We start from the raw sequence: 23753 nt of genomic DNA, 5'->3' as shown, positions 1-23753 counted from the left end.
ATGTGGGGCTTCGGCGGTGACCGGCCCTGGAGCGAGGTCTGGCACAAGGGTGTGGTCTTCACCTTCGGCCGCGCGCAACACCGTGCGCCACCATGCCATCATGCATCGGCCCCTCGCTCCAGGGGTGAGGCCCTGGCCGCTACCGAGCACTACGTGAGGGAATCGCCATGAGGCGAACGATCGCTGCTTGTGTCGCTCTCGCGGCGATCGCAGGCGCTGGTGCGTGTACCGATACCGCTGCGCACACCGAAGGCAAGGCAGCGCCGTCGGTGCCGGCTCAGACCATGGGTCCGAGGGCTTGCGTCAACGGCACGTACCAGTGGTTCAACGTCGAGAGGCCTGTCCGGCTCTCCGCCCTCTCCGAGGTGGAGACCTTCGGCAAGGGCGGCGGCAAGTTCACGAAGGCACCCAAGCATCGGGTGTCGTGGCCCGAGACATCCGTATCGGCAAGTGGTCCAGCGGTGCCGTCGCGTGACGTGCTGTTCTCCCTTGCAAAATTGGTAGGCGAGACCCAGGAGGATGACACTGTCGCCGACATGGCCTTCACCGAGGTCGGCAGAAGGCTGGGCGATCCCAATCTGAGCCGGGCCGTCTCGACGCCCGGGGCAGGCCGATTTGTGTCGTACAACGAGACACACGTCGTCGAGGCGGACTTCCGGTACACGTGCCCAGGCACGAAGGCCGTGACCATCGGGCATGCGAAGAGCTGGACGACGGAGGGTTCGGGCACCCTTGAGTGCGGCACCCGGATCGGTCCCGGCAGCGAAGCCCACCTCGCCGTTGCACGAGAAGCCGCCCGACTTTCATGCGGCCCCAAGTCGATTGCCGCGCAGGGCACGCCGGCCTCCGGGCAGTGACAACCTGCTGCCCGCTCGATACCGCTTAGGTTGTACGTGCAGTCGGAGTCATGCGTGCGTGGGCTCACCCGATGAGGGGCGGGCCCCGTGCGGCGGGTCACGCAGGCGATATCCCAACCCACTGAGCGGGCCGGGCACCTGCCGACAGGCGGTGGCCTTTGGCCGGGTCCGGTGAGGTGGTCTGCCGGTCCTGTGGCGGACGGGCAGCGAAGGTCTCCTCACCTGCGAGGGCCGCAGCGGCATGCGCCGACAAGCGCCGTCACGGCGGGTTGGCCGCTGCCCGGCAGGCCCCGGTGGCGGCGCCGCCCGGTACGCCGGCCCCGGTCAGGCCGCTGACACAGCCCTTCAGGTCACCGTGTACCCCCAGGGTGCACGCCGTTGTGACGGCGTCGGAAACCTCGACGCCCGTTTGCCGGACCATGTTCGTGCAGGACGGGATGTCCGCGTGGGCGGCCGGGACGGCGAAGGCCGCGCCGCCGAGTGCGACGGTCAGACCGGTGAGGACACTGGCGATTCGGATCGACGTGCGCATGGGAGGCACCTGCTCTCCGGGGCTGGTCGGGAACTCACGGTGCCGAGCAGCGCACACGACAGGTGCACGACCGTGGTTGCGGACCTCGCAGCGGTCGGCTCGGCAGACCACCCCTTCTTCCGACACTAGAGCAGCGCGCCACCGTGCGCACTCCGGCTCGGCGCCGCTGGGACTCCCTGGTCCGGCTGCTGACCGGCCTGCCGACTCGCCCATACGAGAACGAGGGCCCGCGGCTCTGACCAGCTTAGATGCCGGGGCTTCTGTCATTGATCAAGGTGGCCCAGGACGGCTGATGCCGTTTCACCTTCGCCGGTTCGCCCACCGCCGCGACGGTCTCCGCCACCGGCGACTACGTCGACGTGAAGTAACCACGCACACCGCACGCACCACCTACCACCACGGCAGCCGGACTCCCGCCTCGCGGGGTCCGGCTGTCGCGCGTGCGGGCCGCCGGCGGCGCCCGTCGTACATGAACGGCCGGGGCGGCCGCGCGACGTGATCGGTGACCTTGTCGGCATCCTGCAACAGCCGTTCGACCAGCGGGCGACGGCCGGGCGGGAACCCTCGGCAGGGCGGCGGAAGGCGTGCAGATTGGTCACGACGGCAACGTCACCCGCCGGGGGGACACGCGGCGGGACTGTTTCGATGTGGGGGTAATCATGCACGTGCGTATCCGCTCAGCCGCGGCCGTCGCTGTCGGCGCCCTGGCTCTGTCCGTTCTCGCCATGCCGGCCGTGCAGGCCGCCCCGGCCGACGATGTACAAGGCGACACCCAGATATCCAACGTGATCGTCAACGGCGGCAAGTCCATCGTGGTCAACTCATCGGGCAAGGCATCCGTGACCGTCAAGCTCACGGCCTCCGACCCGAACGGCATCAGCGACGCCGGCGGGATCCTGTACCACGGCAAGGACGTCAACCACGACGACTGGGGTGTGTCGCTGCCCAGTTGCGGTGCGCACGCCGTCACCACCTACACCTGCACCCTGGTGCTGAAGAGCACCTCGGACTACCGGCACTTCGGCGTGAGCAAGAACTCGCAGGCAGGCACCTGGAAAATGTGGGCCTACGCGCTCGGCGCCGACGGCGATTACAGGTTCAGGGACCCCGCCGCGACTTTCAAGGTGCTGCGGGCCACGAAGCTGACGGCCAACGCCACGCCGGAGCCGGTGAAGAAGGGCAAGACGATCACCGTCAGCGGCTCCCTGACCCTGGCGAACTGGGAATCGCACAAGTACATCGGCTACGGCAGTCAGAAGGTCGCCCTGCAGTTCCGCAAGGCGGGCACCACCAAGTACGTGAACGTCAAGGGGATCAAGTCGAGCAAGACGGGCTCGCTGAGGACCACGGTCAAGGCGGCCCAGGACGGCTACTACCGCTTCGACTTCGTCGGTTCGCCCACCGCCGCCGCGGTGGCCTCCACCGGGGACTACGTCGACGTCAAGTGACCGGCTGACAACGGTGTCCCGGGCGGCCGCGTCTCAGGCGTCCGTCCGGGACACCCGTCCGCACACCCCTGCCGCACAGGGTCAGCGATCGTCTCTTCGGAGATGCATCAGCGCATCCGCCCCGGGCAACCAGGGGCTCAGGCACAATCGGAGTCGTGCCGACACCTCCTGACCCCGCTGTGCTGTACCCCGACGTCGTGGCCTGTGGCAGCCTTGCCGCAGCGCTCCGGGCCGAGGCGGGAGGCCGCCTCGACGCCGTTCCCATCCGGTCCTCGGACCTGGTCCATGCGGTCGTGCCCAGCACCTTGCCGCACCGCGAACCGCTGGAGATCAGCGCCCGGTCCTGGGAGCGCCGGTGGTCGATCCGGGGCACGGAACCGTTCCAGAACCTGGCCCTCATCGACGGCACGACGGACGACCTGGCGGAGATCGCCCGTGCCGCCCGGGCGTGGCACGACGGGGCGTCCCTGAACGACATCCGCCGAGCGGCACCCTTTGTGCACGTGACCGGACGGCTCGAGGTGCCCGACCACGATCCCGCACGGTTGACGGAATCCGAGTGGCGGAGCCTGCGCCTGGAGGCGGCCGAAATGGAGTACGACTGGCGCGAGACGTACCAGGCCCTGATCGAGGCGGCGTACGCCGAGCCGGCCCTGCGCGCCCTCTACCCGTTCACCAGCCACTGGGCGCTGCGCTTCTCGACCACAACCCGCCCGCGGCTGACCGTCGTCGGACCGTACCTGGCCGCGAGAAGTGATGGCACGTACGGAGCGGGCAGGAGCATCGCCCGAGAGGACCTCGGCGTCTTCACCACGGCGAAGGAGGCTGTGGCACTGGCCGTGCACCATCTGCCTCCCGGCCTGGCGCCAGTCGCGCTCGGCGGATGAACCTCAGCGCGGTGCTGGAACGCGATCACCGTCTCATCCGCACCGGACAACGCCTCCTCGGCTCGCAGCCGGCATCCGGCACACCCGGACTGGGGACGCCAAGTACCAACGATTCCTGACTGCCCACGACCACTGAGAACGCCGGACCCAATCATCCAGGCTGTCGCCGTGCTCCTGATCCACGACGGGGAAGCCGCCCCCGACGCGCCCGTCCTTCGTACCGGCGGAGTCCCGCTCGTCCCGGAGGGCTTCGTCTGGCCGACCTGCCGGAACTGCGCCGGGGCCCTGCAGTTCCTCGCGCACCTGCCCGTCGACGGCGGGGCGGTCGCCGTCTTCTTCTGCCAGAACGACCCGGGCATGTGCGACGACTGGGACGCCGCCGCGGGAGGCAACCGCGCCTACCTGTTCACCGGCCCGCTCAGTCCGGCCGCCGTCCCCGCCGAGGGAGAGACGCTGCTCGGCGCCGTCACCGCGCTGCGCCCGCAGCCCGCCGGCGTCGCCACGACGGCGCCCGTCCTCGGACGGCTGGGCGGCGAGCCGGACTGGCTGCAGAACGACGAGACCCCGTCCTGCCCCTCCTGCGCCGCGCCCATGGCGTTCGTGGCGGAACTGGAGGAGGGCCACGACCACACCACCTCCGCGAACTTCGGTGGCGGCGGCCTGGGTTACACCTTCGTCTGTCGGCCCTGCGAGCGGGCCGCGTTCCTCTGGCAGCGCTGATCGCGTCCCCGCCGCCACTCGGGCGCCCTCGTGTGCCTCTCGTGGTGACCGTCCCGGCCCGTAGAGCTCGTAACGCGATTTTGAGTGTTGGGAGGGTGCCAGGAGCCCGTGCGCCGTGGTCTCGGGTGCGGGCGTGTTGATCCGCGCGATGTCGGAAGGTGCGCAGAGGTGCCGTGCCGTGCATGGATGAGGCTTTGACAATTGCCGCAGGCACCCATGCGAACGCGGATATTTCTGCTGGTCATCACCGTGTTCTCGCGGCAGTTGAGGAGTCAATCATGCGCCATTAGGCCATAAGTGGACACCGCACGCATCGCTCGATACGGTCGAAACACAGGCGCCGCAATTGCAGCTGTAATCCAATTACGCACGCGAGGAAGTCGGCGTCGCAAGCCGGAAGCCACCGGCCCTCATGGTGCCCAGCGCATCGCGGTGTAGATACCGCTCCCCGGATCGCAATCCGCACCCGGGATGTGTCCTGGCCAGGTTCAGGCGCCATGTGCACGTACTGTCTCGAAGAAAGAGGATGGCTATGCGCGCGAAGCGAAGCATCGCGATCATGGCGAGCCCCGTCGCCGCGGCAGCACTGGCGTTCTCGCCGGCGCTGATGACGCAGGCGGCAGCCGACACCGCAAGCATCTCGGCAACGACGACCGCGCGAGCCGCGCACCTTCCTGCGGACGATGCCTCCGAGGGTAAGGCGAAGGGTGCGAAGGACGGCAAGCGCGACGGCCTCAACTTCAAGTGCGACTACCGGCACTCGTACGCTCCGGCAAAGGCCACGGAGGACTACAAGGACGCGTACGACCTGGCATACCGCTCCAGCTACGACAACTACTGTCGTGGCGAGGCGGCTACCAATACGCCTGCAGGTGCCAACGACGCCTCCGAGGGCAAGGCGAAGGGTGCGAAGGACGGCAAGCGCGACGCGCTCACCCTCAAGTGCGACTACCGGCACTCGTACGCTCCGGCAAAGGCCACGGAGGACTACAAGGATGCGTACGACCTGGCATACCGCACCAGCTACGACAACTACTGCTAGGAGCCTGGGTCGGTAACAGGCAAGCAGACCGAGATAGCCGTGACCGTTGTGGGCCGGTCACGGCCATCGGGCTGGCCTCGACAGGATGAGGCTCCGGTGCCGCCGCGCCGTGCTGGCCTGCGAACCGGAGCACCCCGGTCAGACGCAGGCAGCGCGGCTTGAGCCCCTGCCGGCCGAACGTGCCGCCCGGTGACCGCAGTCCTGCGGTGGGACTGTCAGGGGGTGTGGTGTTCGAGCCAGGGGACGATGTGGTTGACGTAACTGTCGACGTTGGACAGGGGTTTGCCCGGCAGGACGGCGATCAGGTGCTCGATGCCGAAGGTCTGGTCCCAGATGCGGGCGCGCCTGTAGGTGTCGTGGTCGACGGCTTTGCGGATGGTGTCCCAGCCGTGCCAGGCCATGCAGGCGGCGTCGATGGCGGGGTCGAAGGGCAGGGCGAGGTCCCAGTCCAGGACGCCGGTGAGTTTGCCGTCGCGGCTCCAGTGGACGTTGGATCCGGCGAGGTCGCCGTGGACGAGCGCGTCGGGTACGGGGTCCAGGGCGATCGCGTTGTCGAGGCGGCGCCGGCCTTCGTCGCGCCACCGCGCGGGCAGGCGGGGGATGACGTCCTCGGCCAGGATGTCGGCCCAGCCCCGTGTGGGGATCTGGTCCTGGGCAGCGGCCAGGGCCTGGCGGAGGTCCACTGTGAGGGGGACTTCCCGCAGGGTCCGCAGGAGTTCCCCGATCTGCTCCGGGTCCCCTTCACCTTCAGGCAGTGCGGTTCCGTCGATCCAGGACACGGCAACGGCGGCACGGCCGTCGAAGACCGCGACCGGCGTCAGCGGCTCCGGTACGGCGAAGGGCAGACCGGCGGCGCCGATCGCCCGTAGCAGTTCCATCCGACGGGGAAGCGCCTCCGCAGCCGACGGACGCTTGCTGATCCGCACGGCCGCGATGCCGGGCAGCAGCACGACATGATGGACATTGCCATCGGCAGCCAGACGCACCCGATCCAGGGGCGCGCCCGGCAGGAGCGCATCGACAATCTCCAGCAAGTCCGCGGGTACTTCGCTGCTCATGATGAATGCTTTCCCGTGTCGCCGAGGTCGCCCGGCCCCTGTCCCGTCGCCACGAAGGCTAGTCGCCCACTCGCCTACAGCTGACCTCAGTCGAATGCCGCGGGTGGGAGGGGAATGAGCCGGGGCGACCTCGGTGCCGCGCAGGGGCCAGGCTGAACTCTCACGGTGGCGGTTACCAGCACGTGCGATTCGGCACCGCCTGCGTACGGGCCCGATGGGACGTGTTGGCCCTCTTACCCAAGAGGGCCAACTTCTGCTGATCGTGGCCGGGCCGGGAGTGTTGGCGACGGGGGGCTTCGCCTGCTGGCTCCGCCCCCCAGGACAGCCGTACAAAGGATCAGCGTCTGTCTGCCGGCCTTCAAGAGTGCTCAGAGGACTGTCTTGCGCATGCGGCTGTAGCCATCCTCGACAGCGAGCCGATTCCCACTGGGGAACGCGATCAATTCCAGGGTGTGTTGTTGCGCGGACGCCCCGGACGGTGGCCCGGTGTCACGGTCCCCGCCGGCGGTGCAGGGCTCAGGTGGTCACCGGGGGGCTGGTTCACCGTGCCCGGGGCCTGCGCGAGTCCGCCGGCCCACAGCTGGTCCACACGCGAGCGCTCGGTGGCGTTCGGGTAGCGGTTGGTGCAGGACGGGCCGGGGCCGCCGCCCGACATCAGCTCACTGCACGGACCGCTGTAGTTGTCCGGCAGGCCCAGCACGTGCCCGGTCTCGTGGGTGACGACGCGGATCGAGTCGTCCTGCTGGTTCTGGGTGTAGTCAAGGAAGATGTAGCCGCTTCCGTGGCCGTTGGTGGAGGCGTAGGACCCGCGTGAGTCGTTGCCCTCGTAGTAGGAGAAGTCGGCACCGCTCGACGCCTCTTGGAGCTTGACGTTGGACTCGGAGCTGTTCCAGATCGAGGCCGCGCTCGATATCTGCGAACGGAAGCTCGGTGCCTGCGAGGCGTCGTAGTAGACGGTCACCGCCTGCGCGTTGGGCTGGGCGGCGCGCTTCTCGGCGACCGACTTGAGCACGGCCTTGAAGAACGCCGTGTTGTTCGCGGCCTCCGCAACCGACCCGTCGTACCGCGCCACGGAGGTACCGGCGGAAGCAGACGGGGCGGCTGCCGGCTGGGCGCTCGCGGGCACCGCCACGCCCAGCGCGCTGGAGGCCAGACCCAGGCCGAGCGCGAGGGTGAGGAGCCTCGCGGAGGTGCGGGACGACTTCATGTGAGGGCTCCTTCTCACTCGGTGACGCCGAGCGCCCGGTGCGCGGTCGACTCCGCGTGAACACCGGTTCCGAACTGCAGCGACGTCCTGTGGGGGGTCATTGTTAGAACGGCTCGACAGGGAGCGCAAAGGGTCCCGCCACTACGTCGCCTCGTAGGTCCCAGGACCTCGCCGGGGTGGTGTGCGGGTCTCCGGTCCGCACATGGCGGCGCGAGGTAAAGCTGTCGCGACGTCAGAAGCCTTGCGCCGCGGGGCAGTGGACGTGCGGGTCGGCCGGGCGGAATTCCGGACATGCGGCGGGATCCACATTCGGGCAAAGAGGGGCAAATGCCAAGATATCTGCCACACCACGTCTACTAAGTGCGCCAGTTGGTAGGCGGAGCGCTGTGACCGACATCACGGAATATGGGCTTCCGTCTCTTTCGCGCCCCACCGGCCCCGAGTCGCCCCTCAGGGAGTCACCCTCGGCGCTGGGCGGCATCCCTCACCGCTGAGCCGCCGCCGCTCGGTCCCCGCGATGGCCCCGATGACCACGTGATGCGCGGAAATGCGCTCGGCAGGCACGGCGCGGACCCTTGGCGGTTCGCCGCTCTAGATGAAGCCGAGCGGTTGATGAGCTCGCGCCAGGACGCACACCGTGGCGTGCAGCCGTCCCCGGACGCCGGAGGAGAGCATGCGCCGTCGTCGCCGAGATGCCGGCCGCGTTGAGCTCGTACCGTTCCCGACCTGGAGAAAGGAGCGGGGGGCGGGAATCGAACGCAACGTCCAACCGCTGGACATGGTGTGAAGAAAATCGGATTCCTCTCCTTCGGCCACTGGTCGGCCAGCGAGCATTCCCGGGCCCGGTCGGCCGCGGATGTTCTGCACCAGTCGATCGATCTCGCGGTCGCCGCCGAGGAGCTCGGCGTGGACGGTGCGTACTTCCGCGTGCACCACTTCGCCCGGCAGGCGGCCAGCCCGTTCCCGTTGCTCGCGGCGATCGGCGCGCGGACCTCGAAGATCGAGATCGGCACCGGCGTGATCGACATGCGCTACGAGAACCCGCTGTACATGGCCGAGGACGCGGGCGCCGCCGACCTCATATCGGCCGGTCGGCTGCAACTGGGCATCAGCCGCGGCTCACCGGAACAGGTCGTCGAGGGTTGGCGCCTGTTCGGCTACCACCCAGCGCCGGGCGAGACGGACGCCGACATGGCCCGCCGGCACACCGAGGCGTTCCTCACGGTCCTCGGCGGCGAGGGTTTCGCCACCCCCAACCCGCGGCCGATGTTCCCCAACCCGCCAGGGCTGCTGCGGATCGAACCGCACTCCGAGGGGCTGCGCGACCGGATCTGGTGGGGCTCCGCATCGAACGCGACCGCCGTCTGGGCCGCCGAGCTGGGGATGAACCTGCAGAGCTCGACGCTGAAGAACGACGAGACGGGCGAGCCGCTGCACGTCCAGCAGCGCAAGCAGATCGAGGCGTACCGCGAGGCGTACCGGAAGGCGGGCCACACCCGGGAGCCCCGGGTGTCGGTCAGCCGCAGCATCTTCGCCCTGACCAACGACCTCGACCGGGCCTACTTCGGCCGCGACCGCGGATCCCGGGACCAGGTCGGCATGATCGACGACACGACGAGGGCCGTCTTCGGGCGCTCCTACGCCGCGGAGCCGGAGGAACTGGTGAAGCTGCTGCGGGACGACGAGGCGATCCAGGCCGCGGACACCCTGCTGCTGACCATCCCGAACCAGCTCGGGGTCGACTACAACGCCCATGTGCTGGAGAGCATCCTCACCCACGTGGCACCGGAACTGGGCTGGCGCTGAGCATCGGCCGGCGGGGCGGTCCGAATCGACGGGCCGTCCCGTCCGGCACCTCTCGATCCGCCTGGGGCAAGCGTCCCGTGATCACGGAGGCTGCGATCCCGGGCGCTGAAGCGTATGAGAGCAGTCTGGCGACGACCAGATACAGCGCCCGGTAGCGGCCCGCCTCCCAGCGAGTGCGCTGACCTGCCCCTGCGCCGTGACCATCGCCTCATGAATTCGAGTCCGGCTCGGCGCGGCCTGCCAGAACCTGTGTCTACAGTCGGGGCGCGCAGCACCTCTCAGGCCGGGGAGGCGGTCCGGGCCGGGCGGAGCGAGCGGGTGCGGACCAGGAGCAGGCTGGCGTCGTCGAACGCCTCCTGGTCCTGGCAGGGCGCCATCGCGCGGGTGCAGAGCTCCTCCAGGGACAGGTCAGGCTGTGCGAGGGCGGTGCCCAGTCGGTGCATGCCGTCCTCGATGTCGTGGTCGCGGCTCTCGATCATGCCGTCGGTGTACAGGGCGAGGAGAGTGCCCTCGGGCAGTTCCAGCTCCGTGGCCTCGAAGGGGAGCCCCAAGCCGATGCCGAGGGGGGCGCCGGTGGGAAGGTCGGGGAAGCTGACGGGGCCCTGCGGGTCGATGATCGCGGGCGGCGGGTGACCGGCCGCTGCGATGGTGCACTGGCGGGTGGCCGGGTCGTAGACGGCATAGAGACAGGTGGCGCCCACGGTGGTGGGCAGGTCCGGGGCGTCGGTGTCCTGGTCCGCCAGACGCTGGACCGTGGAGTCGAGGCGGGTCAGCAGTTCGTCGGGGGGCAATTCCATGTCGGCGAGGGTCTGGACGGCGGTGCGGAGCCTTCCCATGGTCGCGGCGGCGTTGATGCCGTGTCCGACCACATCACCGACCACGAGGGCCACCCGGGCGTTGGACAACGGGATCACGTCGAACCAGTCGCCCCCGACGCCGCTGTCGATGTCGGCCGGCAGGTAGCGCGACACGGCATCGACCGCTGAGCCTCCCCTGAGACGGTGCGGCAGCAGGTTGCACTGGAGCGCCAGGGCCATGGCGTGCTCGCGCGCATACTGGCGCGCATGGTCGAGCGACGGCACGGCGCGGCTGACGAGCTCTTCCGCCAGGAGCAGATCGTCCTTCTGGAACGGTGTCGGATTCTCCGTGCGGACGAACAAGGCCAGTCCCAGCAGTACGCGCCGCGCACGGATGGGCACGACCATCACCGAGTGGATCCCGTTCTCCCGGATCCTCTGCGCGAGCTCCGGCGTCTGATCGATCCACGAGCCCGGAGCGGTGTCCAGTTTTGGCACCAGGCGGGACTCGCCGGTGATCAGGACGTCGGCCATGGGTGAGCCGGGAGGTACGGGAACGCGCTCACCGCGCACCCACGGGGACTCCGGCACCCCTGGGCGGACCGATGCCATGCCGGCACGCTGAAGCACGGGGAAGCGTTCGCCGATCGAGCCGATGCGCACCGGGGGCCCCTTGCCGAAGGGAACCGAGTGCTCCAGGTCCACGGCTACGAAGTCGGCGAACTGGGGCACGGCAAGATCGGCCAGTTCCTGACCGGTCTGCATCAAATCCAGGGTGCTGCCCAAGCGCGTGCCCGCCTCACCGAGAACCGCCAGGCGCTCCCGCTCCCGCCGGCTCTCGGTGAGATCGGCGCTGATGGTGCAGACCCCCAGCGCTCGGCCGTCGGCGCCCTGGAGACAGGAGAACGAAACCGCATACGGACGCTCCTCTCCCAGACTCGTCGGCAGCCACGTCCGGTACTCGTGGACCTTGGTGCTGCCGTTCCTCAGCACCCGCCGCATCACCGTCTCCGTAGCTTCGGTTTCGACGCTGGGCCACGCGTCGGTGATGCCGCATCCAAGCCGCCGGTCGCGGGAGATGCCGTCGTGGCTCTCCATCGCGTCGTTCACCCCGGTGCAACGCAACTCCAGGTCACGGACGACGACGCCGATCGGCGCGCGGTCAAGAATCGACCCCTGCACCGATACGTTCACCATGTCCCCGGACGGCACACCGATGTCGGTCGCGGACGCGAGCCACCGCACTGCTCCGTCGTCCCCGTGCACCGATGAGATCCGCAGGCCGACGTCGAGCACGCAGCCGTCGCGGTGCCGCACCGCCGTCGCGCCCGCCCAGCCGTTCCGGGTACGGCACTGCTCGACGAACGCCGACATCGCCGGCGATTCACCGAAGGACGGCAGGACGAGTGCGGCGGACTGGCCGACCACCTCGCCTGCGGAGTATCCGACAAGGTGCTGAGCATCCCCACGCTGCCCCAGCGCCTACCGGGTCTGGAGGTCGCCGCCCGCTACCGGCCCAGCCGGGTCGGGCTGGACATCGGCGGAGACTGGTACGACGTCTTCATGATGCCCGACGACTCGATCGCACTGGAGATCGGCGACGTCCAGGGACACGACGTGGACGCCGCCGCCTTCATGGGACAGGTCCGCTTGTCCATGCGCGCGATCGCCGCCCTGGAACCGGCTCCCGGAACCGTGCTGACCCGTACCAACGAGCTGCTCGTCACCATGGCCACCGCACGATTCGCCAGCTGCACCATGTTGCGTCTCAACCCTCACGACGGACGGGTCACCGGCACCAGCGCCGGCCATGTGCCGGTGCTGTGCGCACGCAGGGACGGCAGCCACGATGTCCGTGAGCTGCCGGGCGGCCCGGTCCTGGGCGTCGTACCTGGCACGGACTACCCGGAGGAGACCTTCACCCTGGACAAGAACAGCGCGCTGATCATGGTCACCGACGGCGTGGTCGAAGGACCGGGCCTGACACTGGAAGCCGGACTGGAACGAGCCGGAACACTGGCCGCCCAAGCCGTCCACGACGGACTGAGCGCTGAGGAGACCGCCGACCGAATCCTCGACGCCGCGGCCGCGGTTGACCACCTCGACGATGTGGCCGTGTTGGTCGTCCGACGCACATGACAATGCCCGCACCTCCGGGCTGGCCATGGTCTTGGGTCCCGTCGTCATCGGGGTTGAGTGGGCGCCGGGTTAGAGGACCAGGGTGAGAACCACCTCGTCGATCTCCTCGCCCCGTGCGTTCGCAAAACCCCGCTCACTGCCGGTCACTACAAATCCGCACTTTTCCAGCACCCGGATGGAGCGGCCGTTGTCTGCAGCCGCGCGGGCACGCAGCGGACGCTCCTGCACGACGCTGAGCAGCTCTCGCAGTGCGGCGGTAGCCGCTCCACGGCCCCAGTACTGCCGCCCGATCCAGTACGTGACCTCGCGCTCCTCGGTCGGCCCGAACACGGCAGCATGCCCGACGATCTCATCACCCTCACCAACGACGGTCCGCACAATGACTGACGGATCTTGGCGGATCCGCGCCCAGTGTGCTTCGAAATGGGCGCGGTCTGATGGGTCCTTGGCGGTGAACGCTGCCATCCGAATCCCCTCGGGATCGTTCGAGTGGGAGTAGAAGACCGGCAGGTCGCCGTCCCCCACCTCTCGTAGCGATACGTACATCAGAGCCTCCCTGGTGGTGACCGCGTGAGCGGTCGAGTGGATCGCACGGCGCTCTCTGATCCTTTCAAAGCGCCGCCACCTCCGAGGGGTGTTTCATCGCGGTCCGCCGCGACCTTGCCCAGACTTCGATGGCACGCACTCACGGTTCGGTGGAAGGACATCAACCGATCCACAGGTTTCGGCAATTGCTCGCGCACCGCTGTGCACCGGGATTCCCCCTGACTCCCCGCTCGTTCTGGTACGGATGTGGCACAGCGCGTATCAGTGCGGCCGTGCCTCGTCGTCCCAGGCGTAGACCCGAACGGGATCGAGGTGGAGTCCGCACGGCCCATGCAGTCGGCTGCGAGCGTGGCCAGATGTGAACCGCACGGACAAGTCCGGTTGAGTCCGTGGGCGTTCAAGTCGCTCTTCCATGCCTGCTGGACCGTAGGGTGCACCCCAGGGCAACAGGTCAATCGGATAGTGCCCCCGTGGCAGCAGGGAATGATCCAGCCGAGACCTCTCGTCCCGCCCGCCGGCTGACGGTGTGACCTCCGGAACACGGCAATCACCGCGCGGAATTCACGGGGAGCCGGCCCGGTGAACGGGAGGATCCATGATGCTTCCGCCGCGGTGATCACACGGGGCATCCCTTGATCACCACGGCGGCCAGGACCGATCCTCCCCGCCTTGAGCCAGCCGTAGCCAGGAAGCCGCCCTTTCGGGGAATACCGCCGTCCTCTGCCATGCTGCGTCGGTGGCTCCTTTTGGCTCCCGCACGAAGAACGCGCCGTCTGCCCCTCGATGCGAACTATGGGCGTAGCGGGTCGCTGAGGTCTGCTCGTCTGGTCGGACGGTCGGGCAGAGTTGCTGGTGGTCGGTTGCGGTCGCGGTAGCTGCCGTACTTTGCTGCTGTATCGCACTCGCCGATCACCGCTGCAGGAGTTTCGAGCTCGTGCGTTTTCCCGAGCTCGTGACCGCATGGAGCATGGCCGCTTCTGGCCGCCCGACGCCGCTTATGTCTGTTGACGTTCGCGGCAGTGGCTGAGTCCAAGGCTCCGGAGCCGAGCATGTCTGGCGTGACTGGCAGCATGGTGACATGGAGATCATCCCCGGCCGCGGTGTCGACCTCGTCGAGTCGGCGACCACCGTTCGCACGTCGAGGAGCGCATCGGACTGCCATGCCACGGAACCGGGGCCAGCGCGCGGTCTAGAACACCTCGCCGATGCTGGTGATCACTTATGCAGCGAACGGCGTAGTCGAACTCGAGCCCCAGCGGTGAATTACAAGAGGTGAAATTGATGCGTGAGCGTGATTATTGGGCCAAGGTTCTCATGATGCTCGGTCCGGGCGAGCAGCGCTTTGCCAATCCTGCGGCTTGGGATGAGCTGGAACGGAGGTTTGGATCGGAACTTCCTGAAGATTATCGTGAGTTCATCGACGCATACGCTCCGATTCAATTGAACATGCACCTCTACTTCCATCACCCTGCGACTTCATCCTGGAATCTCGGCACCTGGATTGGGGATACGGCGGAGGCATACAAGAGGATCGATTGGAGTGAGACGATCTGCCCCGACTTTCCTGAAGGGAATCCGGTCTTCGGCGTCCCAGGAGGCCTGATCCCCGTTGCGGGTTCGGACAAGGGGGAGGACGTCTTCCTGATCAACAAGGAGGCGGCCGACTGGCGTGTCTGTGTGTACGTGGGAAGCGACGACGAGTTCTACTCCTACGCGATGGGCTTCTCGGAATGGCTCTACCGCTATCTGATCGGTGAGGACATGACCGGACCGAACAGTGCCTCCTTCTACCCGGGACCCGTTGAGATGGAGTATCTGCCCATGAGGGACGGAGAGGTGACGACCCCATTCCAGGGTCCCGACCGTGGTATGTGACCTCTCCGAGTCGCCTGATACCAGTCTCAGGCCCTCCGTTTCGCGGTGAATAGGTGCCGACGACTCGAACGGCTGCGCATGCCGCTTTTGCCACTGCGGCGCGCCACACCTACTCGCCGGCGTCGTCCTGCGCGTGCGGCTCTTCGGCGTCCGCCCGGGCAAGGTCGCGAAGGAGCGCCTCGATGACCAGGTGTTCCCGCATGCGGTCCTGCGGTCCCGCTGACGCGAGCCTCCCCGCGATCCATACGTGCCTCGCGTTGCGGGGGTCGTATCCGAGAGGACGGCGCTTCCACGGGTGCCAGCGCGTCCAGCATCGCCGAGGTACCTCGTCCACCGTCACCAACGGCGGCAGATCCACGTCGTCCATATTCGTCATATAACTGCGGCAATGGGGATGGCGGAAGGGGTGCCTTCTTGTGATGGTCGTCACGTAGGCGGACCTCCCCTTCGGGCGTGGCACCGCGGCCCGGAATCCCGCCAAGGGGTCCCGTGCCGAAGCGGCCGAGGGCCGTCTCCCCGATGGCCTCGGAGGCGTGGTCGAGTAGTTGCCGAGTGGTTGCCGGTGGTTGAACGGTTCAGCGGTGGGAAGGGCGCCGATGGCGCGACACGCGTCGTAGCAGGGCGACATTGGCGATCGCGGCGCAGGTCAACAGGGCCACGTTCAGAGTTGCGCTGCCGAGGCTGAGCCAGTCGGCCTCCGTCCCGTCCGGGCCGGCGGTAGGACTCCAGATCGAGCCGATCGCCGAGAGCGCCGCATAACCCCCGTACATCGCCGGAAGGGCGACGGCGCCCGAAGGGAGGGTCAACGCGACAGCGGCCAGGTAGAAGGCAGCTCGTTCGTCAACGGCTCCCGCTACGGCCAGACCTACGATCAGCACCACGTAAGCCGCTTCCGCGCATCTTCCGGCCATGCGCTTCATTGTGGTCCTATCCGTGCAGGAGCGGGGCTCCGGGAGCATTCCCGCCGACGGTGCAGCAGCGGCTCGGCCGGGAACTCCCAGCCGAGCCGATGCTTGCACTCCTACCCGCACACGCCGGTGATCACGTGTTGTGGCGAGTCCCGGAATCCGACGGCACGACGTCCGCCGGGCCTTCGCGCGTGGGTCAGCCGGCGGGGGTGGACTCCACCGGAGCCGGGGCGGGAGCGGGGGACTCCGCCGGGGCGGCGGGGGCGGCGGCCTCCTCGACGGGAGCGGCAGGAGCGGGCGCCTGCGCCGGAACCGCGGGGGCCGCGGCGGGAGCCGCAGGAGGCACGACGGCGGCTGCGGCGGCAGCGGCGGCCTTGGCTTCCTCGACGGCCTTGGCCTCGGCGGCCTCCGCCGCCTCGATCTCCGCGGTGTGCTTGGCCACGAACGCCTCGCCCAGGACCTCGTGGGCCTCCTTGAGGTGGTCGAGCTCCACCTCGCCGTTCTCGGCGACGTGGCCCTCCAGGGCCTCGAACATGCGCTCCACCGGCTCGTGCGAGCCGCCGAGGCGCTGCTCGGCGTAGACCGCGACACCCAGCTTCAGGAAGAGCTCGGCCGTGCGGCGGTTGACGGTGAAGTCGTGGATGGCGTCACCGCCCGCGTCAAAGCCCTTCTCGATGACTTCGAATGCCTTCTTGATGAGACTCACGCTGGTGCTCCCCTGCACGTGCCTGTCGGGCGACTGCCTGACTGCGACCTGATCTGACCTGAACTGAACTGCCCTGTACCGCAACTGACCGAACGAGCCGGTCCGCGCCGAACCCTATGGCAGTTCCCCGGGGGATGCGCAGCCGCCCCGCCCCCAATCCGTCCACGGCGGGCGGGGTCTGACGGGGCGCCGGGCGTATCACCCACCGCGCCGCCGCGTACCGCTCCGGCGTGATCGCGCGGGTCGGGCATGACGTGCCGGGCGCCGCCTGGCCGAGTGGACCGTGCGCCGGCAGTGGCTCGTTCCTGACGCGCGCGCCGGCGGAACCGTTTCACCCGCGTGCCGTGTCCTCCTTCGCAGTGGGTGGTTCGACGCCGCGGAGCCACATGTGAAGGGGGATGGCCATGGGGCAGGTACGCGAGGGGGCACGGTTAGGGGCGTGGGCCGTCGGCGCAGTCATCGCGCTGGCGGTGTTGTACGTGATCGGGGTGTTCGCCTTCGGCGGCGCGGGGTGGATCACCGCCCCGTTCCGCGGTGAGGCGGACGAGCGCGAGAACACCGTCGCTTCGGGCGAGTTCCGTCAGACCACCTACGAGGAGTTCTTCGATCTGTGCGCGGCCGTGCAGAACGCCGAAGGGACGATCCAGGCGCTCCAGGAGGAGCGGAAAGCCGCTTCGGAGATCCGCACGACGCAGATCGACCAGTCGATCACCGCGCTGAAGGCCACGCGGATCGAGTCGGTCAACGCCTACAACTCGAAGGCCGCCCAGGAGCACCGAGCGCCCTTCCGTGACAAGGATCTGCCGTACCGGCTGGACGCCACCGCCGAGCGCACGACGTGCACCAACTGATCCCCACCTCATTCCGGGAAGAGGGCAGCACCGCATGAAGAAGTTCGCACGCATGGCCCTGGCCACCCTCGTCGCGCTCGTCGTGGGCCTCGTCCTGACGTCCTGCACCGAGTCCAGCCAGGACAAGGAGAACAAGGCCAAGCAGGACAACTACGACCGCCTCGTGGCCCAGCAGCCGGCGGGCCGCATGGAGTACTCGCCGACCCGCGAAGCGATCAACCAGTGGGTCAAGACGTGGGGGCAGCGGGGCAAGCTCTCCTACGTCTACATCCAGAACGCCAATGGCGAGTACGGGTACTTCATCATGAAGGGCCTGCCGGTGCCGCGCTGCAAGATGCTCACTCCGACGGAGCGGGTGGAGTCCACCTCCAACGGCGTCGCGGTCCTCGCGCAGCCCGGCATGGACGGCACGTACACCTCCGGTTCGACCTGCAACGCCTACTACGGCTTCGACGCGACGACGAACGCGTACATGGAGTTCACGGTCGGCACGAACCAGTCGTTCTTCCTGTTCGACAAGCCCATGACGATGCCGGAGTACGCCAGCGCCAAGCAGTTGGGGCCGTCCTCGGTGAAGGACGTCGAGAAGCAGTCGTGAGCGGCCGGGCGCCGGTTCGAAGAGTTCCGGCTCCCGTGTTCCGGCGAGAAGCGTCGAGGGCGACGGCGATCTGCCGGGTCGGTCTGCGGGCGGCGCGGTCGGAGACCAGGCCGGCGATGGCGGCGTGGGTCTCGTGGTGGGGTACTCGTGCCGTCCGGTGTCCCGCTGCAGCGGGCGCCGCTGCTCGCGCCGGGCATGCCGCCCGCCGCGCTACCGCGCATCGAGTCGTTAGGCTCGGAGACATGACTATTCTGCGGATGGACAACGTCGCCATCGTCGTCGACGATCTGGACGCGGCCGTCGCCTTCTTCACCGAGCTCGGCATGGAGCTGGAGGGCAAGGCCCAGATCGAAGGCCTTTATGCGGACCGCACCGTCGGACTCGACGGCGTCCGGAGCGACATCGCGATGATGCGGACCCCGGACGGCCACAGCAAGCTGGAGCTGACCAAATTCCACACCCCCGCGGTATCCGACGCCGAGCCGCGGAACCCTCCGCCCAACACGCTGGGCCTGCATCGCGTCATGTTCGCCGTCGACGACATCGACGACACCATCGCCCGCCTGCGCACCCACGGCGCCGAACTCCTCGGCGAGGTGGCGCAGTACGAGAACATCTACCGGCTCTGCAACCTCCGCGGCCCCGCAGGCATCATCGTCGCCCTGGCCGAACAGATCGGCTGACGCGGGCCTGCCGCGCGCCGAGCATGTCGACGGTCAGCACCGCTTTGACGCATCCGCGGGCGCGCACGGCCGTCCAGCCACTGGTGCGGAGTGAGTCCGGGCAATGTGAGCCCGTCGAGGTGTTGTGGCACCATCCCCGTTGTGGATGGCCGTACGCATGACGTGGAGTGGGCCGGCCTCTTCCATGCCTCGGGCCCCGCCGGCGACACGCCGCGGCATCTGGCTGCTCTCCTCGGCGACGATGCGGAGGCTTTCGTCGACGGGTACTCGCACCTGTGGTCGGCGACGCTTCGTCGCGAAGGCAAGGCCTGGCCCGCGACGGCGCCCACCGCGCGGCTTGTCGCCGGGCTCCTGGACGATCCGCTGCTGGGGCCGGACGATCCCTCGTTGCCCGATGCCATGCTCGCCTATCTGTACGAGGTCGGCGTCGCCGCCGACCTCGGAGACCGGGCTGCGGAGATCCGTGCTCGGGTCGAGGACCGGGCACCGGAGCTGCGGGCCTGGACCGCCGAGTACGTGTCGACCGACGCGGATGGCAGGGCCCGGATGTGGCGGGACCGCACGGGACTGGGTGAACTCGTCCTCGATCAGGCGGCGCTCGCCTGCTTCGACCTGGTTCCCGTGCTCCTGCGGCGAACACTGCCGCACCTCGCGTCGGAACGCGCCAGGCGCAGGACATGCGCCGCCGCAGCTGTCGGGTCACTGGCGCGGCATCCCGCAGCCTCCGCACAACGTCCGGAGCTGCTGGCACAGTTGACGGCGATGGCCCGGGCCGCCGATACCTCGCACGACCTGGCGACGATCGTGATCGCCATTGGCCACCTCGACGGCGACACGCGCCCCTGGCTGGCTGCCCCGCATGCAGGCGTTCGGGCCTGCGCGGCCCTGGCGCCCGACCTTGCCGGCGACGACGCGGCGGACCAGGTGCTGATGGAACTGGCACGGTCGCCGCAAGCCTTCGGCAGGTCCTTTGGCGACCTGGCTCCACCCGTCCAGCTCCAGTCCACGTCGTACCAGGACCTGCTCACAAGGGGACGAGCGAGCTGATTCCCGGTGTCCGGGCTGGCGCAGGAGCCAACAGGCTTCAGGCACGCCGCAGCCGCTCCCGAAGGCGGCTCTCCACTCCCTCAAGCGCGTAGATCGCACAGTCACACGGGAGCACTGGCAGGCGGCTGACTGGCGTCACGCCATCGAACCGCACGCCCACCCGGTCGATCAGGCCAGGGGCGGGAGAGACAGCCGCATACGGAGGCCGTGATCCAGCGGCTCGGCGGTGATGGTGCCGCCGTGGGTCTCGGCGACCTGTTTGACGATGGCGAGCCCGAGTCCGGACCCGGGGAGGGACCGGGCGGTTGGCGAGCGGTAGAACCGGTCGAACACGAAAGGCAGGTCGTCGGCAGGGATGCCCGGTCCCTGGTCGGTGACCGTGACCGTGCCGTCGAGGGACACCTCGATCAGCACTTCGCCGCCGTCCGGGCTCCACTTGACGGCGTTGTCGACGAGGTTGCCGACGGCGCGTTCCAACGCTTCGGGGTCGGCATGCACCAGGCACTCGGTCAGCTCGGTGCGCAGCGGCACCCGGGGGCTGCGCCGGGCCGTACGGGCCACGACCCGCTCGGCGAGGAGATCGAGGCGGGTGTCCTCGGTGTGGACGTCCTGCTGACCGTAGCGGGCGAGCTCCACCAGGTCGTTGACCAGGTCCCGGAGTTCCTGGGCCTGCGTGCGGGCCTGTTCGACCAGGGCGGGGGCCTGCGGGTCGGCCAGGCCGGGGCTCTCGCTGAGCAGTTCCAGATTGGTGGTGATGCTCGTGAGCGGAGTGCGCAGCTCGTGCGACGCGTCGGCGACGAGCCGTCGCTGGGCCCTCACCGATTCCTCCACCGCCGCCATCATCGCGGTGAAGGAGCGTGCGAGCCGGGCAATCTCGTCGCGGCCCCGCACCTCGATGCGCGCCGTCAGATCCTGCGTCGCCGTGACGTGCTCGACCGTCTCGGTGAGCCGCCGTACCGGGCGCAGTACCCGGCTGGCCAGCAGCCGGGCGCCGAAGGCGGCCAGTAGGGTCCCGCCCGCAGTGATCACGGCAAGCAGGGCGGTGAGCCGGTCCAGGGTGGAGCCGACGACCGACTGACGGATGGCGGCCCGGACCAGCGCGCCGTCCCAGTCGGTGAGCGGCGCGGTGTAGACCCGGTAGCTCACCCCCTCGAACTCCGCGTCCTGGAAGTACGCCGGCGCCTTGCCCAGGGCGACCTGGACGTCGTGCTTGGTGACGGGAATGAAGCCACCGCCCGGGCCGGGGGCGACCGGCGGGACCATGAACTGCAACTGCGTGGAGCCGACGGTGACCGGTGAGGTCGGCACCGTCAGACGTGTGCCTTCCCGTTCCATCTGCTGGACCTTGAACTTGAATTCCTTCAGCAACTGCGAGGCGTCCCGGTCAGCGGCGGACACCAGCACGTCGTCACTCTGCCGGTGCAGACCAGCGCTCAACGAGGGATAGATGATCAGCGAGGCCAGCACCAGGGCCGCGCAGACCACGGCACCACCGGCCAGCGCGACCCTGTTGCGCAGGGTCACGGTTCCTCCCGCAGCACATAACCCAGTCCCCGCACCGTCTGCAGCAGCCGCGGCTCACCACCGGCCTCCAACTTGGCGCGCAGATAGCTGATGTAGACCCACAGGGCATTGGAGGAGGGACCGAAGTCGTACCCCCACACCGCCTCGAAGATCAGCGACCGGCTCAGCACCCGCCGCGGGTTACGCAAGAAGAGCTCCAGCAGGGCGTACTCGGTACGCGTGAGTTCCAGCGTCCGCCCACCGCGGCGTGCCCGGCAGGCAGCCGCATCCAGCTCCAGATCGGCGAAGCGGATCAGCTCCTCCTGCGCGGCGCCGCTGCGCCGTAGCAGGGCCCGGATCCGGGCCCTGAGCTCGTCCAGGGCGAACGGCTTGACCAGATAGTCGTCGGCGCCCGCGTCCAGCCCGGCCACCCGGTCCTCCACCAGGTCCCGCGCGGTCAGCATCAGGATCGGCACGCGATCGCCGCGGGCCCGGATCCGGCGGCACACCTCCAGGCCATTGGGTTCCGGCATCAGCACATCGAGGATGACGGCATCAGGCCGTCCACCGCCGAGCGCCTCCAAAGCCGCCGTTCCGTCGGCCGCCTCGGCGACCTCGTGGCCGTCCCGGGTCAGAGCCCGGGCCAGCGCGAGGCGCACCGCGTCGTCATCGTCCACCACCAGCACACGCATGACCGCATCGTCCTGTCCGGTAGGTCAACAACGGATAAGGACGGCCGGCCCGGACTGCCCCGGACCGGCCGCCCGGCCTTGCCGGCTCAGCCCTTCTGGGACTGCTCACCGGCCGCCAGGTCCTGCTTGGTGCCCGACAACGCCTCCTCGAACCGGTCGGCGCTGACCCCGAGCTTCGTCGCGATCGCCGCGAACTGCGAGCCGTGCGGGTCGACGCCGCCCGGCCGGTCGGCCAGCGCGAACAGTTCCCCGACCGCTCGCTCCGCCGCGACGGTGCCGACGCCCAGCCGGTCAGCGACGCCCTTCGCGAAGAGCTTCACATCGGCGTCGTCGTCCGGTCCCTGGTGCTTGATGACGACCTTGCCGTCGCCCGGCTTGCCCTTGCCCGCGTGCTTGTCGTTCACGACCTGCTTGCCGAGAGCCCGCTTGGTCTCACCAAGGGCCCTCTCCAAGCGGTCCGCGCTGACCCCGAGCTTCTTCGCGATCGCCGCGAACTGCGTACTGTCCGGGTCGACGCCGCTGGACCGATTGGACAGCGCGAACAGTTCCTTGACCGCCTCCTGCGCGGACACCAGGCTCACCCCCAGCCGAGCGGCGACGCCCTTCGCCAGCGCTTCCGCGGTCCGTGCCCGGTTCTCCGTCGGCTTCCCCGACTTGTCCGGCTTGCCCTTGGCCATCGCGGCCACGAGCGCCTCGGACTTCGCCGGGCCGGGCGACGGGGCCGCAACCGCGGACGCCGTCAGGCAGGCCACCGCGGCGGCCGCACCCGCCACGGTGATCCAACGCGCCTTACTGCTCATACCTGCTCTCCTTCGAACTTCCCGGGGCGGTCCGGCGGCTGCCGGCGCCCACGGTCGAGAAGACCATCAGGAACTCAAGGAAACGCTCACGGAACCTTAGGCCGGCCTTAGAGAGCATCTGCTCCCGGTGAGCCGACCCCTGCGGCCCGAACCAGGTGGGCCCGAACACGTGGGGACGAGCCGCAGGCCCAACGACACCGGGGGAAACCGGGCTTCGGGCGGCGTGCCGGCCTGGCGGCTTGTGCGCAGTCAAACGGTGTCGCGGACGGTCAACGTGACTGCTGAAGCCCGTAAAGCAGTGGACAGCCTTGCGGCGCTGGGCGAGCATCTCCGCGATGACCAGCGAACCTCACTCCGCCCCCAAACACGTCCGCTTCGTCGAGCTCAGCGCAAAGGCGCTACGGGCGCTGTCCGAGGGTGACCTCGCAGGCGGCAGCGCCGAGGCCGGGGTCGCCCTTGACGAGTACTTCGTCTCTGACCGGGCCCGCTGGATCTTCGGCTATCGAGCCGGCCAGCTCGCCGAGGACCCGTCTGTCGCGCCCTGGATCGTACGGGCCGCGGTGTCCGAGCCGGACGGGACCGTCGTCGGCGACGCCGGGTTCCACGGGCCGCCGGACGAGGCCGGGATGGTCGAGGTCGGCTACACCGTCGTGCCCCGGTACCGCCGCCAGGGCTATGCCCGCGCCATGCTGGCAGCGCTGCTCGTCAGGGCCGCCGCCGAACCCGGTGTCAGGACCGTGCGGGCCACCATCAGATCCGACAACCACGCCTCCCTGGCCACCATCGCGGGCTTCGGTTTCACGTGCGTCGGCGAGCAGGGGAACGAGCGCGACGGATGCGAGCTCGTCTTCGACGTCCCCGCTGACGCCATCCAGGCCGAGTAGCCGTACGGCCGCTGCGGACGCCGCAAGCGTCCCGGCCGGGCTGTGCCAGGCCCGCAGGCCAACCGTCCTGGACGCCGGTCCTCCGTCTCCGGCGAACGCAGGCAGAACACCGTCAAGACCAGTCCGGCCTGGTCCGCCCGGGCCGGATGCACGACCAGGCCACGACG

Annotated in this window: 24 protein-coding genes; 13 read left to right on the top strand and 11 right to left on the bottom strand. The window is 68.9% G+C overall.

The annotated features are described in order from the left end of the window. The first annotated feature begins 167 nt into the window (after positions 1-167). On the top strand, positions 168-857 hold the full coding sequence (locus AC1VWI_RS06870; protein WP_499510040.1) for a hypothetical protein: 690 nt from the start codon (positions 168-170) through the stop codon (positions 855-857). Between the two features lie 259 nt (positions 858-1116). On the opposite strand, the gene AC1VWI_RS06865 is transcribed toward AC1VWI_RS06870, so the two are convergent. Continuing rightward, positions 1117-1389, bottom strand: a complete 273-nt coding sequence (locus AC1VWI_RS06865; RefSeq protein WP_499510039.1) for a hypothetical protein — start codon at positions 1387-1389, stop codon at positions 1117-1119. Between the two features lie 659 nt (positions 1390-2048). On the opposite strand from AC1VWI_RS06865, the gene AC1VWI_RS06860 reads away from it, so the two are divergent. The 4 genes from AC1VWI_RS06860 to AC1VWI_RS06845 all read left to right on the top strand — a co-directional run bounded on the left by AC1VWI_RS06860 (position 2049) and on the right by AC1VWI_RS06845 (position 5486). Beyond that, positions 2049-2837, top strand: a complete 789-nt coding sequence (locus tag AC1VWI_RS06860; protein ID WP_499510038.1) for a calcium-binding protein — start codon at positions 2049-2051, stop codon at positions 2835-2837. 155 nt (positions 2838-2992) lie between these two features. Continuing rightward, on the top strand, positions 2993-3724 hold the full coding sequence (locus tag AC1VWI_RS06855; RefSeq protein WP_499510037.1) for a DUF6193 family natural product biosynthesis protein: 732 nt from the start codon (positions 2993-2995) through the stop codon (positions 3722-3724). A gap of 168 nt (positions 3725-3892) precedes the next feature. Further along, the gene (locus AC1VWI_RS06850; protein WP_499510036.1) at positions 3893-4444 is read left to right on the top strand and encodes a hypothetical protein; all 552 of its coding nucleotides are present in this window, start codon (positions 3893-3895) and stop codon (positions 4442-4444) included. A gap of 532 nt (positions 4445-4976) precedes the next feature. Continuing rightward, the gene (locus tag AC1VWI_RS06845; protein WP_499510035.1) at positions 4977-5486 is read left to right on the top strand and encodes a hypothetical protein; all 510 of its coding nucleotides are present in this window, start codon (positions 4977-4979) and stop codon (positions 5484-5486) included. Positions 5487-5701: 215 nt separating this feature from the next. On the opposite strand, the gene AC1VWI_RS06840 is transcribed toward AC1VWI_RS06845, so the two are convergent. Both AC1VWI_RS06840 and snpA read right to left on the bottom strand, forming a co-directional pair. After that, positions 5702-6544 (bottom strand): phosphotransferase family protein, encoded by an 843-nt coding sequence (locus AC1VWI_RS06840; RefSeq protein ID WP_499510034.1) that lies wholly within the window; start codon positions 6542-6544, stop codon positions 5702-5704. A 439-nt stretch (positions 6545-6983) separates the two neighbouring features. Then, positions 6984-7751 carry a snapalysin gene (gene snpA / locus AC1VWI_RS06835; protein WP_499510033.1) on the bottom strand — a complete coding sequence of 256 codons (768 nt, stop codon included), beginning with the start codon at positions 7749-7751 and terminating at the stop codon, positions 6984-6986. A gap of 783 nt (positions 7752-8534) precedes the next feature. On the opposite strand from snpA, the gene AC1VWI_RS06830 reads away from it, so the two are divergent. Next, the gene (locus AC1VWI_RS06830) at positions 8535-9557 is read left to right on the top strand and encodes an LLM class flavin-dependent oxidoreductase (RefSeq protein ID WP_499510032.1); all 1023 of its coding nucleotides are present in this window, start codon (positions 8535-8537) and stop codon (positions 9555-9557) included. 278 nt (positions 9558-9835) lie between these two features. Here the strand turns inward: AC1VWI_RS06830 and AC1VWI_RS06825 are convergent, their stop codons facing one another. Continuing rightward, entirely contained in the window at positions 9836-11782 is a 1947-nt protein-coding gene (locus tag AC1VWI_RS06825; protein WP_499510031.1) for a PP2C family protein-serine/threonine phosphatase, read from the bottom strand. Positions 11783-11806: 24 nt separating this feature from the next. Between AC1VWI_RS06825 and AC1VWI_RS06820 the strand changes: the two genes are divergently transcribed. After that, the gene (locus AC1VWI_RS06820; protein WP_499510030.1) at positions 11807-12493 is read left to right on the top strand and encodes a PP2C family protein-serine/threonine phosphatase; all 687 of its coding nucleotides are present in this window, start codon (positions 11807-11809) and stop codon (positions 12491-12493) included. A gap of 69 nt (positions 12494-12562) precedes the next feature. On the opposite strand, the gene AC1VWI_RS06815 is transcribed toward AC1VWI_RS06820, so the two are convergent. Next, complete coding sequence (locus AC1VWI_RS06815; protein WP_499510029.1) at positions 12563-13039, bottom strand: GNAT family N-acetyltransferase; 477 nt, start codon at positions 13037-13039, stop codon at positions 12563-12565. A gap of 1281 nt (positions 13040-14320) precedes the next feature. Between AC1VWI_RS06815 and AC1VWI_RS06810 the strand changes: the two genes are divergently transcribed. Beyond that, positions 14321-14914 (top strand): SMI1/KNR4 family protein, encoded by a 594-nt coding sequence (locus tag AC1VWI_RS06810; RefSeq protein WP_499510028.1) that lies wholly within the window; start codon positions 14321-14323, stop codon positions 14912-14914. Positions 14915-15023: 109 nt separating this feature from the next. Here AC1VWI_RS06810 and AC1VWI_RS06805 read toward each other — a convergent pair whose 3' ends face one another. From AC1VWI_RS06805 to AC1VWI_RS06795, 3 genes are all read right to left on the bottom strand, one after another. Then, complete coding sequence (locus tag AC1VWI_RS06805) at positions 15024-15281, bottom strand: hypothetical protein (protein WP_499510027.1); 258 nt, start codon at positions 15279-15281, stop codon at positions 15024-15026. 208 nt (positions 15282-15489) lie between these two features. Then, positions 15490-15834, bottom strand: a complete 345-nt coding sequence (locus tag AC1VWI_RS06800; protein ID WP_499510026.1) for a hypothetical protein — start codon at positions 15832-15834, stop codon at positions 15490-15492. Between the two features lie 184 nt (positions 15835-16018). Further along, positions 16019-16528, bottom strand: a complete 510-nt coding sequence (locus tag AC1VWI_RS06795; protein WP_499510025.1) for a hypothetical protein — start codon at positions 16526-16528, stop codon at positions 16019-16021. A 398-nt stretch (positions 16529-16926) separates the two neighbouring features. On the opposite strand from AC1VWI_RS06795, the gene AC1VWI_RS06790 reads away from it, so the two are divergent. The 4 genes from AC1VWI_RS06790 to AC1VWI_RS06775 all read left to right on the top strand — a co-directional run bounded on the left by AC1VWI_RS06790 (position 16927) and on the right by AC1VWI_RS06775 (position 19707). Beyond that, positions 16927-17379: a hypothetical protein gene (locus tag AC1VWI_RS06790; RefSeq protein WP_499510024.1), complete on the top strand. Its 453-nt coding sequence runs from the start codon at positions 16927-16929 to the stop codon at positions 17377-17379. 34 nt (positions 17380-17413) lie between these two features. Beyond that, entirely contained in the window at positions 17414-17977 is a 564-nt protein-coding gene (locus tag AC1VWI_RS06785; protein WP_499510023.1) for a hypothetical protein, read from the top strand. 242 nt (positions 17978-18219) lie between these two features. Continuing rightward, positions 18220-18660: a VOC family protein gene (locus AC1VWI_RS06780; RefSeq protein ID WP_499510022.1), complete on the top strand. Its 441-nt coding sequence runs from the start codon at positions 18220-18222 to the stop codon at positions 18658-18660. A gap of 141 nt (positions 18661-18801) precedes the next feature. After that, positions 18802-19707 (top strand): hypothetical protein, encoded by a 906-nt coding sequence (locus tag AC1VWI_RS06775; RefSeq protein ID WP_499510021.1) that lies wholly within the window; start codon positions 18802-18804, stop codon positions 19705-19707. Positions 19708-19875: 168 nt separating this feature from the next. Here the strand turns inward: AC1VWI_RS06775 and AC1VWI_RS06770 are convergent, their stop codons facing one another. The 3 genes from AC1VWI_RS06770 to AC1VWI_RS06760 form a co-directional block, all read right to left on the bottom strand. Further along, positions 19876-21231: a sensor histidine kinase gene (locus AC1VWI_RS06770; RefSeq protein ID WP_499510020.1), complete on the bottom strand. Its 1356-nt coding sequence runs from the start codon at positions 21229-21231 to the stop codon at positions 19876-19878. Beyond that, positions 21228-21902, bottom strand: a complete 675-nt coding sequence (locus AC1VWI_RS06765) for a response regulator transcription factor (RefSeq protein ID WP_499510019.1) — start codon at positions 21900-21902, stop codon at positions 21228-21230. Before AC1VWI_RS06765 ends, AC1VWI_RS06770 begins: the two co-directional genes overlap by 4 nt. An 86-nt stretch (positions 21903-21988) precedes the next feature. Then, positions 21989-22702 (bottom strand): hypothetical protein, encoded by a 714-nt coding sequence (locus tag AC1VWI_RS06760; RefSeq protein ID WP_499510018.1) that lies wholly within the window; start codon positions 22700-22702, stop codon positions 21989-21991. Between the two features lie 335 nt (positions 22703-23037). Here AC1VWI_RS06760 and AC1VWI_RS06755 point away from each other — a divergent pair, with 335 nt between their 5' ends. Further along, positions 23038-23586 (top strand): GNAT family N-acetyltransferase, encoded by a 549-nt coding sequence (locus AC1VWI_RS06755; RefSeq protein ID WP_499510017.1) that lies wholly within the window; start codon positions 23038-23040, stop codon positions 23584-23586. The last annotated feature ends 167 nt before the right edge of the window (positions 23587-23753 follow it).

The sequence above is a fragment of the Streptomyces sp. TOM-9 genome, from assembly GCF_056858595.1.
This window is presented reverse-complemented; position numbering and strand designations above follow the sequence as displayed.

Bases quoted from the DNA above. Each gene is read 5' to 3' on its own strand.
- AC1VWI_RS06870 (WP_499510040.1), top strand. From the start codon at position 168: ATGAGGCGAACGATCGCTGCTTGTGTCGCTCTCGCGGCGATCGCAGGC.
- AC1VWI_RS06865 (WP_499510039.1), bottom strand. From the start codon at position 1,389: ATGCGCACGTCGATCCGAATCGCCAGTGTCCTCACCGGTCTGACCGTC.
- AC1VWI_RS06860 (WP_499510038.1), top strand. From the start codon at position 2,049: ATGCACGTGCGTATCCGCTCAGCCGCGGCCGTCGCTGTCGGCGCCCTG.
- AC1VWI_RS06845 (WP_499510035.1), top strand. From the start codon at position 4,977: ATGCGCGCGAAGCGAAGCATCGCGATCATGGCGAGCCCCGTCGCCGCG.
- AC1VWI_RS06840 (WP_499510034.1), bottom strand. From the start codon at position 6,544: ATGAGCAGCGAAGTACCCGCGGACTTGCTGGAGATTGTCGATGCGCTC.
- snpA (WP_499510033.1), bottom strand. From the start codon at position 7,751: ATGAAGTCGTCCCGCACCTCCGCGAGGCTCCTCACCCTCGCGCTCGGC.
- AC1VWI_RS06815 (WP_499510029.1), bottom strand. From the start codon at position 13,039: ATGTACGTATCGCTACGAGAGGTGGGGGACGGCGACCTGCCGGTCTTC.
- AC1VWI_RS06810 (WP_499510028.1), top strand. From the start codon at position 14,321: ATGCGTGAGCGTGATTATTGGGCCAAGGTTCTCATGATGCTCGGTCCG.
- AC1VWI_RS06805 (WP_499510027.1), bottom strand. From the start codon at position 15,281: ATGGACGACGTGGATCTGCCGCCGTTGGTGACGGTGGACGAGGTACCT.
- AC1VWI_RS06800 (WP_499510026.1), bottom strand. From the start codon at position 15,834: ATGAAGCGCATGGCCGGAAGATGCGCGGAAGCGGCTTACGTGGTGCTG.
- AC1VWI_RS06790 (WP_499510024.1), top strand. From the start codon at position 16,927: ATGGCCATGGGGCAGGTACGCGAGGGGGCACGGTTAGGGGCGTGGGCC.
- AC1VWI_RS06785 (WP_499510023.1), top strand. From the start codon at position 17,414: ATGAAGAAGTTCGCACGCATGGCCCTGGCCACCCTCGTCGCGCTCGTC.
- AC1VWI_RS06780 (WP_499510022.1), top strand. From the start codon at position 18,220: ATGACTATTCTGCGGATGGACAACGTCGCCATCGTCGTCGACGATCTG.
- AC1VWI_RS06765 (WP_499510019.1), bottom strand. From the start codon at position 21,902: ATGCGTGTGCTGGTGGTGGACGATGACGACGCGGTGCGCCTCGCGCTG.
- AC1VWI_RS06760 (WP_499510018.1), bottom strand. From the start codon at position 22,702: ATGAGCAGTAAGGCGCGTTGGATCACCGTGGCGGGTGCGGCCGCCGCG.
- AC1VWI_RS06755 (WP_499510017.1), top strand. From the start codon at position 23,038: ATGACCAGCGAACCTCACTCCGCCCCCAAACACGTCCGCTTCGTCGAG.